Source organism: Streptomyces sp. NPDC001315 (genome assembly GCF_042896175.1).
GTDB lineage: Bacteria > Actinomycetota > Actinomycetes > Streptomycetales > Streptomycetaceae > Streptomyces.
This window is the reverse complement of sequence record NZ_JBIAWZ010000006.1, coordinates 78,720-91,241: the sequence shown is the minus strand read 5'-3', so window position 1 is coordinate 91,241 and position 12,522 is coordinate 78,720. Positions and strand designations below refer to the sequence as shown.

Annotated in this window: 12 protein-coding genes; 11 read left to right on the top strand and 1 reads right to left on the bottom strand. The window is 71.5% G+C overall.

What is annotated here, in order from left to right; all coding sequences use genetic code 11:
* Window positions 1-141 precede the first annotated feature (141 nt).
* The 6 genes from ACFY16_RS19055 (at window position 142) to ACFY16_RS19030 (ending at window position 6,229) form a co-directional block, all read left to right on the top strand.
* Complete coding sequence (locus tag ACFY16_RS19055; protein WP_390648282.1) at window positions 142-723, top strand: GNAT family N-acetyltransferase; 582 nt, start codon at window positions 142-144, stop codon at window positions 721-723.
* Window positions 724-777: 54 nt separating this feature from the next.
* A complete protein-coding gene (locus ACFY16_RS19050) occupies window positions 778-1,890 on the top strand; it encodes a nitronate monooxygenase (RefSeq protein ID WP_390648281.1) in 1,113 nt (370 codons plus the stop codon).
* Window positions 1,887-3,437 (top strand): acyl-CoA synthetase, encoded by a 1,551-nt coding sequence (locus ACFY16_RS19045; RefSeq protein WP_390648280.1) that lies wholly within the window; start codon window positions 1,887-1,889, stop codon window positions 3,435-3,437. The genes ACFY16_RS19050 and ACFY16_RS19045 overlap by 4 nt, the downstream gene beginning before the upstream one ends.
* A gap of 104 nt (window positions 3,438-3,541) precedes the next feature.
* Window positions 3,542-3,811, top strand: a complete 270-nt coding sequence (locus tag ACFY16_RS19040; RefSeq protein WP_390648279.1) for a hypothetical protein — start codon at window positions 3,542-3,544, stop codon at window positions 3,809-3,811.
* Window positions 3,783-5,285: an acyl-CoA synthetase gene (locus tag ACFY16_RS19035; RefSeq protein ID WP_390648278.1), complete on the top strand. Its 1,503-nt coding sequence runs from the start codon at window positions 3,783-3,785 to the stop codon at window positions 5,283-5,285. The genes ACFY16_RS19040 and ACFY16_RS19035 overlap by 29 nt, the downstream gene beginning before the upstream one ends.
* A 74-nt stretch (window positions 5,286-5,359) precedes the next feature.
* The gene (locus ACFY16_RS19030) at window positions 5,360-6,229 is read left to right on the top strand and encodes an alpha/beta fold hydrolase (protein WP_390648277.1); all 870 of its coding nucleotides are present in this window, start codon (window positions 5,360-5,362) and stop codon (window positions 6,227-6,229) included.
* Between the two features lie 45 nt (window positions 6,230-6,274).
* Here the strand turns inward: ACFY16_RS19030 and ACFY16_RS19025 are convergent, their stop codons facing one another.
* Entirely contained in the window at window positions 6,275-7,885 is a 1,611-nt protein-coding gene (locus ACFY16_RS19025) for an acyl-CoA synthetase (protein ID WP_390648276.1), read from the bottom strand.
* A 176-nt stretch (window positions 7,886-8,061) separates the two neighbouring features.
* On the opposite strand from ACFY16_RS19025, the gene ACFY16_RS19020 reads away from it, so the two are divergent.
* The 5 genes from ACFY16_RS19020 (at window position 8,062) to ACFY16_RS19000 (ending at window position 12,418) form a co-directional block, all read left to right on the top strand.
* Entirely contained in the window at window positions 8,062-8,862 is an 801-nt protein-coding gene (locus ACFY16_RS19020) for a crotonase/enoyl-CoA hydratase family protein (RefSeq protein ID WP_390648275.1), read from the top strand.
* A gap of 22 nt (window positions 8,863-8,884) precedes the next feature.
* Entirely contained in the window at window positions 8,885-9,826 is a 942-nt protein-coding gene (locus ACFY16_RS19015; protein ID WP_390648274.1) for a Zn-ribbon domain-containing OB-fold protein, read from the top strand.
* Complete coding sequence (locus ACFY16_RS19010) at window positions 9,823-10,893, top strand: thiolase domain-containing protein (RefSeq protein ID WP_390648273.1); 1,071 nt, start codon at window positions 9,823-9,825, stop codon at window positions 10,891-10,893. Before ACFY16_RS19015 ends, ACFY16_RS19010 begins: the two co-directional genes overlap by 4 nt.
* A complete protein-coding gene (locus ACFY16_RS19005; protein ID WP_390648272.1) occupies window positions 10,890-12,056 on the top strand; it encodes a thiolase domain-containing protein in 1,167 nt (388 codons plus the stop codon). Before ACFY16_RS19010 ends, ACFY16_RS19005 begins: the two co-directional genes overlap by 4 nt.
* A gap of 119 nt (window positions 12,057-12,175) precedes the next feature.
* Window positions 12,176-12,418 (top strand): DUF397 domain-containing protein, encoded by a 243-nt coding sequence (locus ACFY16_RS19000; RefSeq protein WP_390648271.1) that lies wholly within the window; start codon window positions 12,176-12,178, stop codon window positions 12,416-12,418.
* The last annotated feature ends 104 nt before the right edge of the window (window positions 12,419-12,522 follow it).

Genomic DNA, 12,522 nt, shown 5'->3' with positions numbered 1-12,522 from the left:
ACGTGCGTCCGGCACTCGGGCACATATGCTCGGCACTCAGTCACGCACGTCCGGCACCTGGGCACATACGCTCGGCACCCGGTCACGTACGTCCGGCAATTGGGCACGTACGCTCGGCACCCGGGCACGTACGCTCGGCCGATGGACACGACAGCAGTACGACTGGAGGCGGCCGCCACTCCGACGGCTCCTGCCGTCCTCCTGCGCCCCTGGCGCCAGGCCGACGCCACCGGGCTGGTCGAGCTGTACCGGGACGAGGCACTCCGCCGCTGGACGAGTGGAGCCGTGGACGACGCGGAGAGTGCGGCAGGCTGGGTGCGGGAGCAGGAGCGGGGCTGGGCGGTGGGGGACCGGTTCGCCTTCGCCGTCGTGGAGACCCGGACGGACGGCGCCGACGGGCGGTTGGCGGGCCACGTCGTCCTCAAGAGGCCCGTCCCCGACGCTTCGTCGGCCGAGGTCGGCTACTGGACGGCGGCACACGCCCGCGGCCGGGGAGTGGCGCCCCGGGCCCTGCACGCACTGACGGACTGGGCCTTCGGCGCCTTCGCCGCCGATGGTCTGACCCGGCTCGAACTGCTGCACCAGGTGGACAACACGGCGTCCTGCCGCGTCGCCCAGAAGACCGGGTTCGCCTTCACCGCCCTTCTGCCGGCGGCCCCGCCCGCCCTCCCCCTCGACGGTCATGTGCACACCCTCGTCCGTGCGGCGCCGCAAGAAATCTGACGGAGCATCAGAAAAGGTCTTCCGTCGTCGGGACGGCTGCGGCATTCTGCGCCCATGCAGACGGAGCTGAGCAGGAAACTGGGAGTCGAGCACGCCGTCTTCGGCTTCACGCCGTTCCCCGCCGTCGCCGCGGCCATCAGCCGGGCCGGCGGTTTCGGAGTGCTCGGCGCGGTCCGCTACACCGCCCCGGACGACCTCAAGCGCGACCTCGACTGGATCGAGGCGCACGTCGCCGGCAGGCCCTACGGCCTGGATGTCGTCATGCCCGCGAAGAAGGTCGAGGGCGTCACCGAGGCCGACGTCGAGGCGATGATCCCCGAGGGGCACCGGCGATTCGTCACGGACACCCTCGCCAAGTACGGCGTGCCCGAGCTGGCGGAGGGCGAGGCGTCCGGCTGGCGCATCACCGGCTGGATGGAGCAGGTCGCCCGCACCCAGCTCGACGTCGCCTTCGACTATCCGATCCGGCTGCTCGCCAACGCCCTCGGCTCGCCGCCCGCGGACGTCGTGGCGCGCGCCCACGACCGGAACGTGCTGGTCGCCGCGCTCGCCGGCAGCGCCCGGCACGCCCGCAAGCACAAGGACGCCGGCATCGACATCGTCGTCGCGCAGGGCTACGAGGCCGGCGGCCACACCGGGGACATCGCCTCCATGGTGCTGACGCCCGAGGTCGTCGACGCCGTCGCCCCGCTGCCCGTGCTGGCCGCCGGCGGCATCGGCAGTGGGCAGCAGGTCGCCGCCGCCCTCGCACTCGGCGCCCAGGGCGTGTGGCTGGGCTCGCTGTGGCTCACCACCACCGAGGCCGACCTCCACTCGCCCGCCCTGACCCGCAAGCTGCTCGCCGCCGGCTCCGGTGACACCGTCCGCTCCCGCGCCCTGACCGGGAAGCCCGCACGCCAGCTCCGTACCGAATGGACCGACGCCTGGGACGCCCCGGACGGACCCGGCACCCTCCCCATGCCCCTGCAGGGCCTGCTCGTCGCCGAAGCCGTCTCCCGCATCCAGAAGTACGAGGTCGACCCCCTGCTCGGCACGCCCGTCGGTCAGATCGTCGGCCGCATGAACAGCCAACGCAGCGTCCAGGCCGTCTTCGACGACCTCACCCGCGGCTTCGAGCAGGCCGTCGACCGAATCAACCGCATCGCCGGAAGGAGCGGCCAGTCGTGAGCACACCCCCCACCGGATTCTGGGCCCAGGCCACCGCCGACCCCGACCGCACGATCCTCGTCGCCCCCGACGGCGAGCAGTGGACCGCCGGACGCCTGCTCGCCGCCGCCAACCGGCTCGTCCACGGACTGCGCGCCGCCGGACTCGAACGCGGCGACTCCTTCGCGGTCGTGCTGCCCAACTCCGCCGAATTCTTCACGGCGTACCTGGCCGCCACCCAGGCCGGGTTCTACCTCGTCCCCGTCAACCACCACTTCGTCGGCCCCGAGATCGCCTGGATCGTCGCCGACTCCGGCGCCAAGGTGCTCATCGCCCACGAACGGTTCGCCGGTCCCGCCCGCCACGCCGCCGACGAGGCCGGCCTCCCGGCCACCCACCGGTACTGCGTCGGCGCCGTCGAGGGCTTCCGCCCGTACGCCGAACTCCTCGACGGACAACCGGAGTCGGCGCCCGCCGACCGCACCCTCGGCTGGGTCATGAACTACACCTCGGGCACCACCGGCCGCCCGCGCGGCATCCGGCGCCCGCTGCCCGGCAAGCCACCCGAGGAGGCCTACCTCGGCGGCTTCCTCGGCTTCTTCGGCATCAGGCCCCACGACGGCAACGTCCACCTCGTCTGCTCGCCGCTCTACCACACGGCCGTCCTCCAGTTCGCGGGCTCCTCCCTGCACATCGGTCACCGCCTGGTGCTGATGGACAAGTGGACGCCCGAGGAGATGCTCCGCCTCATCGACACGCACAGGTGCACCCACACGCACATGGTCCCGACCCAGTTCCACCGCCTCCTGGCGCTTCCCGACGACGTACGCGCCCGGTACGACGTGTCCTCCATGCGGCACGCCATCCACGGCGCCGCTCCCTGCCCCGACCACGTCAAACGCGCCATGATCGACTGGTGGGGCCACTCCGTGGAGGAGTACTACGCGGCCAGCGAGGGCGGCGGCGCCTTCGCCACCGCCGAGGACTGGCTGAAGAAGCCCGGCACGGTCGGCAAGGCCTGGCCCATCAGCGAACTCGCGATCTTCGACGACGACGGCAACCGGCTCCCGCCCGGCGAACTCGGCACCGTCTACCTGACGATGAACACCGGCGGCTTCTCCTACCACAAGGACGAGGCGAAGACGCGGAAGAACCGCATCGGCGACTTCTTCACCGTCGGCGACCTCGGCTACCTCGACGAGGACGGCTACCTCTTCCTCCGCGACCGCAAGATCGACATGATCATCTCGGGCGGAGTCAACATCTACCCGGCCGAGATCGAGTCCGTCCTGCTCGCCCACCCCGCCGTCGCCGACGCCGCCGCCTTCGGCATCCCGCACGACGACTGGGGCGAGGAGGTCAAGGCCGTCGTCGAACCGGCGGCCGGGCATGAACCGGGCCCGGCTCTCGCCGCCGCGCTCCTGGACCACTGCGCCGGGCAGCTCGCCGGCTACAAGCGCCCGAAGACGGTCGACTTCATCGCCGAGATGCCGCGCGACCCCAACGGCAAGCTCTACAAGCGGCGGCTGCGGGATCCGTACTGGGAGGGCCGCACGAGGGTGATGTGACGGGGTCACAGGGTGGGCCTGTCACGCGGAAGGGCGGTCGCCCGCTGATGCCGAAACGCCCCCGGGAGCGGTAACCGCCCGGGGGCCCGCCATCAGGAGTTCTCATGCGCGTCCTCGTCGCCGGAGCCACCGGAGTCGTCGGCCGGGCCCTCATCCCGCTGCTCACCTTGTCGCGAACTGCCGTCGGCCGCACCACCGTGCCGCCCGGCATCTCGCCGCCGGACGTGACCGGTTCACGCTCGCCGACGACGAACACGCCGAGCTGCTCACCCGAGCGTACCGAGACGTACGCGACCTGCGGCCGGCGCTTGACCTCCTTCTTCGGCGGGCCGAGGATCAAGTCTCATGACGCCTGGACACGGGAGCACGGTTGACGGGGTGCTGCGGCGCAGCGCCCGGCGCACCCCGGCGCGCGTCGCGGTGGGCTACCGCGACCGCACCTGGACCTACGACGAACTCGACACGGCCGTCTCCCGCGCGGCGAGCGTCCTGCTCGACCAGGGCCTCGCCCCCGGCGACCGGGTCGGCGCCTACGGCCACAACTCCGACGCCTACCTCATCGCCTTCCTCGCCTGCGCCCGCGCGGGCCTGGTGCACGTACCGGTCAACCAGAACCTGACCGGCGACGACCTCGCGTACATCGTCGCCCAGTCGGGCAGCGCGCTGATCCTGGCGGACCCTGACCTGGCCGGGCGACTCCCCTTCGAAGTCCGTACGTTGCCGCTGCGCGACACCGACGACTCACTGCTGGCACGGCTGGCGACGGCAGCGCCGTACGACGGCCCGGAGCCGCGCGGTGAGGACCTGGTGCAGCTGCTCTACACCTCGGGGACGACCGCCCTGCCGAAGGGCGCGATGATGACCCACCGCGCCCTGGTCCACGAGTACCTGAGCGCGATCACCGCCCTCGACCTGAGCGCGGGCGACCGCCCGGTGCACTCCCTCCCCCTCTACCACTCGGCACAGATGCACGTGTTCCTGCTGCCCTACCTGGCGGTCGGCGCGACGAACCTCATCCTCGACGCGCCGGACGGCGACGAGCTGTTCGACCTGATCGAGGCGGGCCGCGCGGACAGCCTGTTCGCGCCGCCGACGGTGTGGATCGGCCTGTCCAACCGCCCCGACTTCGCCACCCGTGACCTCGCCGGCCTGCGCAAGGCCTACTACGGGGCGTCGATCATGCCGGTCCCGGTCCTGGAGCGGCTGCGCGAGCGCCTGCCGAAGCTGGCCTTCTACAACTGCTTCGGGCAGAGCGAGATCGGCCCCCTGGCCACGGTCCTCGCCCCGGACGAGCACAAGGGCCGGATGGACTCCTGCGGCCGCACGGTCCTCTTCGTGGACGCCCGTGTCGTCGACGAGGACGGCAAGGACGTTCCCGACGGCACACCCGGTGAAATCGTCTACCGCTCCCCGCAGTTGTGCGAGGGCTACTGGGACAAGCCCGAGGAGACCGCCGAAGCCTTCCGGGACGGCTGGTTCCACTCCGGCGACCTCGCGGTGCGCGACGCCCACGGCTACTTCACCGTCGTCGACCGGGTCAAGGACGTCATCAACTCCGGTGGCGTCCTGGTCGCCTCACGCCAGGTCGAGGACGCCCTGTACACCCACGAGGCCGTCGCCGAGGTCGCCGTCGTCGGCCTGCCCGACGAGCGCTGGATCGAGGCAGTCACCGCGATCGTCGTCCCGCGCGGCGAGGTCACCGAGGCCGAACTCGTCGCCCACGCCCGCGAGAAGCTCGCCCACTTCAAGGCGCCCAAGCAGGTGCTGTTCGTGGAGGGACTGCCGCGGAACGCGAGCGGGAAGATCCTCAAGCGGGAGTTGAGGGAGCGGTTCAAGGACCGTTCGTGAGCGGCCCCGGGCCGGCCGCAGGTCCTGTGGAAGTCCGTTGCGCCGAGCCGTCACATCACGTGAGGATCAGAGGTATGCCGACCTTCACCGCAGCTGACGGGACCGCGCTCACCTACCACATACGCGGCGAGGGCGACCCTCTCGTCGTCCTGCCCGGAGGTCCCATGCGCGCCTCCTCCTACCTCGGCGACCTCGGCGGGCTGGCCGCCCACCGCCGCCTGATCCTCCTCGACCTGCGCGGCACCGGCGACTCCGCGGTGCCGGCGGACCCGGCGACGTACCGCTGCGACCGGCTCGTGGACGACGTGGAGGCGCTCCGGGTCCAGCTGGGCCTGGAGCGGATGGACATGCTTGCCCACTCGGCGGGCGGCAGCCTCGCGATGCTGTACGCGGGCCGGTACCCGGAGCGGGTGGCACGGCTCGCGCTGATCACCGCCACCCCGTGGGTGCTGGGGCGGCCGGCCACGGCCGAACACCGCCTGGCCGCGGCTCGGCTGCGCAAGGACGAGCCGTGGTTCGCTCAGGCGTACCCGGCGTTCGAGGCGTGGCTCGCCGGCGACGGCGCGGCCGACGACCTGATGGCCTTCGCCGGATTCTTCTACGGCCGCTGGGACGACACCGCCCGCGCCCACATCGCCCCCCTGGACGAGCAGTCGAACGAAGAGGCCGAGGGCGTCTACTTCGCCGAGGGTGCCTTCGACCCGGCCGCCACCCGCGAGGGGCTCGCCCGGGTCACTGCCCCTGTCCTGGTCCTCGCCGGCGAAGTCGACGGCGGCCCGCGCCCCGAGCTCGCCCGCGAGACGGCCGACGCCTTTCCGAACGCGGAGTTCGCCGTACAGCCCGGCGCCGGCCACTACCCGTGGCTGGACGACCCGGAGTGGTTCGTGCGCCGTGTCGCCGCGTTCCTCGACGGTCGTGGTGCCGCTTCGCCCTCGGCGGAGTAGCGCGGCGACGGGCGCCGGAGGTGCGGGAGGCGTGAGCGGCGTCCGTCACCGGTCCGCCGCCACCGCCACCTCCCGTGCCCACCGGTAGTCCGCCTTGCCGCTGGGGGAGCGCCGGACGGCATCGGTGATCACCAGTTGGCGGGGGATCTTGTACCCGGCGAGATGGGCGCGGCAGTGGGTCTGGATGTCCTCCAGGGACGGTCGCGCCGCGCCCGTGCGCAGTTGCACGACGGCCGCCACGTGATTGCCCCACCGCACGTCCGGCACTCCGGCCACCAGCGCGTCGTAGACGTCCGGATGGGACTTCAGCGCCTGCTCGACCTCCTCCGGGTACACCTTCTCGCCCCCGGTGTTGATGCACTGCGAGCCGCGGCCGAGGACGGTGACCACGCCCTCCTGGTCGACGGTCGCCATGTCGCCGAGCAGCACCCACCGCTCGCCGTCCTTCTCGAAGAAGGTCTCGGCGGTTTTCCGCGGGTCGTTGTAGTAGCCGAGCGGGACGTGTCCGCACTGGGCGACGCGGCCGATCTCACCGACGGCGACCGGCTCGTACGTCGCCGGGTCGACCACCTGCGTACGGGAGTTGACGCGGACGCGGAAGCCGCGCTCGGGGCCGGAGTCCTGTGTCGCGGTGCCGTTGAAGCCGGACTCGGAGGAACCGAAGTTGTTGAGGAGCATCACGTTCGGGAGCAGGGCGAGGAACTGCCGGCGCACCGTCTCCGACATGATCGCGCCCGACGACGACACGCTGAACATCGACGAGCAGTCCGTGCCCTTCATGGGGCCGTTCAGCGCGTCGATGAGCGGGCGCAACATGGCGTCGCCCACCAGCGACATGCTGGTGACCTTCTCCCTCTCGATCGTGCGCAGCACCTCTTCGGGCACGAACTTGCGGTGCAGCACGACCCGTTGGCCGAAGTTGAAGCCGATGAACGCCGTGAGGGTGGAGGTGCCGTGCATGAGCGGGGGTGTGGGGAAGAAGGTGATCCCCGCCCCGCCGGCCGCGACGCGCTCCGCCAGCTCCTCCGGTTTCTGCACCGGCTCGCCGGTCGGCGCTCCGCCACCCAGCCCGGAGAAGAACAGGTCCTCCTGGCGCCACATCACGCCCTTGGGCATCCCGGTGGTGCCGCCGGTGTAGATGATGAACTGGTCGTCGCCCGACCGCGCCGGAAACCCGCGCCGGGGTGACCCCGAGGCCTCCGCGTCCGCGAACGGCACGGCGTCCACCCCCGCGACGGGTTCCCCCACCCGCAGCAGATGCCGCAGCTTCGGGGTCCGCGGCAGCGCGGCCGCCACCCGGTCCGTGAACTCCGCGTCGAAGACCAGCGCCACCAGATCGGCGTCCCGGTAGAGGTAGGCCAACTCATCTTCCACGTATCGGTAGTTGACATTGACCGGGACGATCCGCGCCTTCAGGCACCCCAGTACCGTCTGGAGGTATTCGACACCGTTGTAGAGGTGCATGCCGAGGTGCTCGCCGGGACGGATCCCGCTCTCGACGAGGTGGTGACCGACGCGGTTGGCGGCCGCGTCGAGCTGGGCGTAGGTCAGACGGCGCTCCGCGCCCGTGCCGGGGTGGTCGATGTACACCAGTGCCTCGCGGTCCGGCACCACGTCGACGACCGACTCGAACAGGTCGGCAATGTTGTACTCCACCGTTCCTCCTGACCCCGGGCGTGCCTGGCATCCGACGGTTCGCCGGTCATCAGAGCAAAGGGCGCGGCAACTGTGAAGGGTCCGCGCGAAGAAATCTGACTGCCTGTCAGAAAACCCTTGAAGTGCCATCCCGGCTACTGCAACCTGTTCTCGTTCTTCGAGAGGGGAGACGAGCGATGGGTGGGACGGAACACCTCACCGTGCAGCGCGAAGGCGCCACACTGGTGCTCACGCTCAACAGGCCGGACGCCAAGAACGCGCTCTCACTGGGGATGCTCGTCGGCCTGTACGACGGCTGGGTCGAAGCCGACGAGGACGACGCCGTCCGCTCGATCGTGCTCACCGGCGCGGGCGGCGCCTTCTGCGCCGGGATGGATCTGAAGGCCCTGGCCGGGAAGGGGATGGAGGGCGAGCAGCACCGCGACCGGCTCAAGGCGGACCCCGATCTGCACTGGAAGGCGATGCTGCGCCACCACCGCCCCCGCAAGCCGGTGATCGCCGCCGTCGAGGGGTACTGCGTCGCGGGCGGCACGGAGATCCTCCAGGGCACCGACATCCGGGTGGCCGGCGAGTCCGCGACCTTCGGGCTCTTCGAGGTCAAGAGGGGTCTGTTCCCGATCGGGGGCTCCACCGTCCGGCTGCAGCGCCAGGTCCCGCGCACCCATGCCCTGGAGATGCTGCTCACCGGCCGCCCCTACAGCGCCCGGGAGGCGGCCGGCATCGGCCTGATCGGGCATGTCGTGGCCGACGGCACGGCACTGACGAAGGCCCTGGAGATCGCCGATCAGATCAACTCCTGCGGGCCACTGGCCGTCGAGGCCGTCAAGGCCTCGGTGTACGAGACCGCCGAGTTGACCGAGAGCGACGGCCTCGCCGCCGAACTGAAGCGCGGCTGGCCGGTCTTCGACACCGCCGACGCCAAGGAAGGCGCCCGCGCCTTCGCGGAGAAGCGGCCGCCCGTCTACAAGCGCGCCTGACCCTGCCGAGGAGAGAGCCGCCATGCCCGAAGTCCTCAAAGCCCCGCTCGTCGTCGAGTTCCCCTTCACCCGCTCCCTCGGCCCGGTCCAGAGCGCCTTCCTCACCGGCCTGCGCGAGCGCGTCGTCCTCGGGGTGCGGACCGGCGACGACCGCGTCCTCGTCCCACCCGTCGAGTACGACCCCGTCACCGCCGACGAGATACGCGACCTCGTCGAGGTCTCCACCACCGGCACGGTCACCACCTGGGCCTGGAACCACGCACCCCGCCGCGGCCAGCCCCTCGACACCCCCTTCGCCTGGGTCCTGGTCCGCCTCGACGGTGCCGACACCGCCCTCCTGCACGCCCTCGATGCCCCCGGCCCCGACGCCGTACACACCGGCATGCGCGTCCGCCTGCGCTGGGCCGCGGATCGCACCGGCGCCATCACGGACATCGCCTGCTTCGAACCGTACGACGGTGAAGCGGCCCAGCTCTCCGGGCGAGTCGGCGAGTTCGAGGACACGGTCACACGCGTCGTCGCCCCCGCCCGCCTCGACTACACCTACTCGCCCGGCCGTGCCCAGGCCTCGTACATCGGGGCGCTCACCGAACAGCGGACCGTCGGCGAGCGCTGCCCGTCCTGCCGGAAGGTGTACGTCCCGCCGAGGGGCGCCTGCCCCACCTGCGGCGTCGCCACCGCCGAACAGGTGGAGGTGGGCCCGCGCGGCACCGTCACCACCTTCTGCATCGTCAACATCAAGGCGAAGAACCTGGACATCGACGTGCCGTACGTCTATGCCCACATCGCCCTCGACGGCGCCGATCTCGCCCTGCACGGCCGCATCGGCGGCATCCCCTACGACCAGGTGCGGATGGGCCTGCGCGTCGAACCGGTGTGGACCGAGGGGGCCCGCTACCCCGACCACTACCGGCCCACCGGCGAACCCGACGCGGACTACGAGACGTACAAGGAGCTGCTGTGACGCGGGAAGAAGCCCCGGGGGGCCGCGAGATCGCCGTCGTCGCCTTCGCCCAGAGCGACCACCGACGCACCACCGACGAGCTCTCCGAGGTGGAGATGCTCATGCCGGTCCTGCACGACGTGCTCGACCGGACCGGCCTGAAGACCGCCGACATCGACTTCACCTGCTCCGGGTCCAGCGACTACCTCGCCGGCCGGGCCTTCTCCTTCACGCTCGCCCTCGACGGCGTGGGCGCCTGGCCGCCGATCTCCGAGTCGCACGTCGAGATGGACGGCGCGTGGGCCCTGTACGAGGCGTGGACCAAACTGCTCACCGGTGACGCGGACACGGCCCTGGTCTACGCGTACGGCAAATCCTCGCCCGGGTCCGTGCGCGACGTGCTGACCCGGCAGCTCGACCCGTACTACGTCGCCCCCCTGTGGCCCGACGCCATAGCCCTGGCCGCGCTCCAGGCGCAGGCGCTCATCGACGCGGGGGACGTCGACGAGCCCGCACTCGCCGCCGTGGCCGCTCGCAGCAGGGCGTCCGCCACCGCCAACCCTCATGCCCAGCTGCGGGGTTCGGTGCCGCACGGGGACTACGCCGTACGGCCCCTGCGCACCGGCGACTGCCCGCCCGTCGGCGACGGCGCCGCCGCCGTGATCCTCGCGGCCGGGGAGCGGGCCCGGCAGCTGTGCGCGCGGCCCGCCTGGATCCGCGGCATCGACCACCGCATCGAGGCGCACAGCCTGGGGGTACGTGACCTGACCGACTCCCCGTCCACCCGGCTGGCCGCCGAGCGGGCCGGTGCCTTCGAACGGCCTGTCGACACCGCCGAGTTGCACGCGCCGTTCACCGCGCAGGAGGTCGTCCTGCGCAAGGCGCTGCGGCTCGACGACGGCGTGTGCGTCAACCCCTCCGGTGGAGCTCTCGCCGCCAACCCGATGATGGCCGCCGGACTGATCCGCATCGGCGAGGCCGCCGCCCGTGTCCACCGGGGTGAGTCCGACCGCGCCCTCGCCCACGCCACCTCCGGCCCCTGCCTGCAACAGAACCTGGTCGCCGTACTCGAAGGGGATCCCCGATGAGCAAGGAGCCCGTGGCCGTCGTAGGGATCGGCCAGACCAAGCACGTCGCGGCCCGGCGGGACGTGTCGATCGCCGGGCTCGTCCGCGAGGCCGCCCGACGTGCCCTCGCCGACGCCGAGTTGACCTGGGCCGACATCGACGCCGTCGTCATCGGCAAGGCGCCCGACTTCTTCGAGGGCGTGATGATGCCCGAGCTGTACCTCGCCGACGCGCTCGGCGCGGTCGGCAAGCCCATGCTGCGGGTGCACACGGCCGGTTCGGTGGGCGGATCGACGGCGCTTGTCGCCGCCAACCTCGTCGCGGCCCGCGTGCACGGCACCGTGCTGACCCTCGCCTTCGAGAAGCAGTCCGAGTCGAACGCCATGTGGGGCCTGTCCCTGCCGATCCCGTTCCAGCAGCCGCTGCTCGCCGGGGCGGGCGGTTTCTTCGCGCCGCACGTACGGGCGTACATGCGGCGCAGCGGAGCGCCCGACACGGTCGGGTCCCTGGTCGCCTACAAGGACCGGCGCAACGCGCTGAAGAACCCCTGCGCCCACCTCCACGAGCACGACATCACGCTGGAGAAGGTCCAGGCCTCGCCGATGCTGTGGGACCCCATCCGCTACTCGGAGACCTGCCCGTCCTCCGACGGCGCCTGCGCGATGGTCCTCACCGACCGGGCGGGGGCGGCGCGCGCCCCCCGGCCGCCCGCCTGGATGCTCGGCGGCGCCATGCGCAGCGAGCCCACGCTCTTCGCCGGCAAGGACTTCGTGTCGCCGCAGGCCGGCAAGGACTGCGCCGCCGACGTGTACCGGCAGGCCGGGATCGCCGACCCGCGGCGGGACATCGACGCCGTCGAGATGTACGTGCCGTTCTCCTGGTACGAACCCATGTGGCTGGAGAACCTCGGCTTCGCGGCGGAGGGCGAGGGCTGGAAACTCACCGAGGCGGGGGCGACCGAGCTGGACGGGGACCTGCCCGTGAACATGTCGGGCGGGGTGCTGTCGGCCAACCCCATCGGCGCCTCCGGCATGATCCGCTTCGCCGAGGCGGCGCTCCAGGTGCGCGGGCAGGCCGGGGAACACCAGGTGGAGCGGGCCCGCAGGGTGCTCGGACACGCCTACGGGGGAGGGGCGCAGTTCTTCTCCATGTGGCTCGTCGGAGCGCAGGCTCCGGATGCCTGAGAGTACGCCCCCGAGCACAGAGTGAAGGGCTCCCGAAAGGTCCCCCTCACGTGGCCTGTCGGCGGTAGGAACCGATCGCTAGGCTGGCCCGCGGACGACGAATCGGGAGGAGCACGGACGTGGCCGAGAGCACCATCCAGCAGCAGCCGCTCACGGGCTGGGACAAGCCGGAGCTGGACCTCAGCAACGCCGAGTGGCAGTCCAGCAGCCGAGGCCGGGGGGATGTTCAGATCGCTTTTGTCGAGGGATTCATCGCGATGCGCAACAGCGGCCGGCCGGAAAGCCCTTCCTTGATCTTCACGCCCGCCGAGTGGGGCGCGTTCGTGTCGGGCGCACGGGAAGGGGAGTTCGACCTCACCTGAATCGCGCGGTGAGCCGCGGGCCGATCCGGGTGTGTCACGCCCGATTTTCCGGACACGCGACCTTGTACGCCGTCCTGGGGTCGATGCCTGAGCCAGGCTGACCC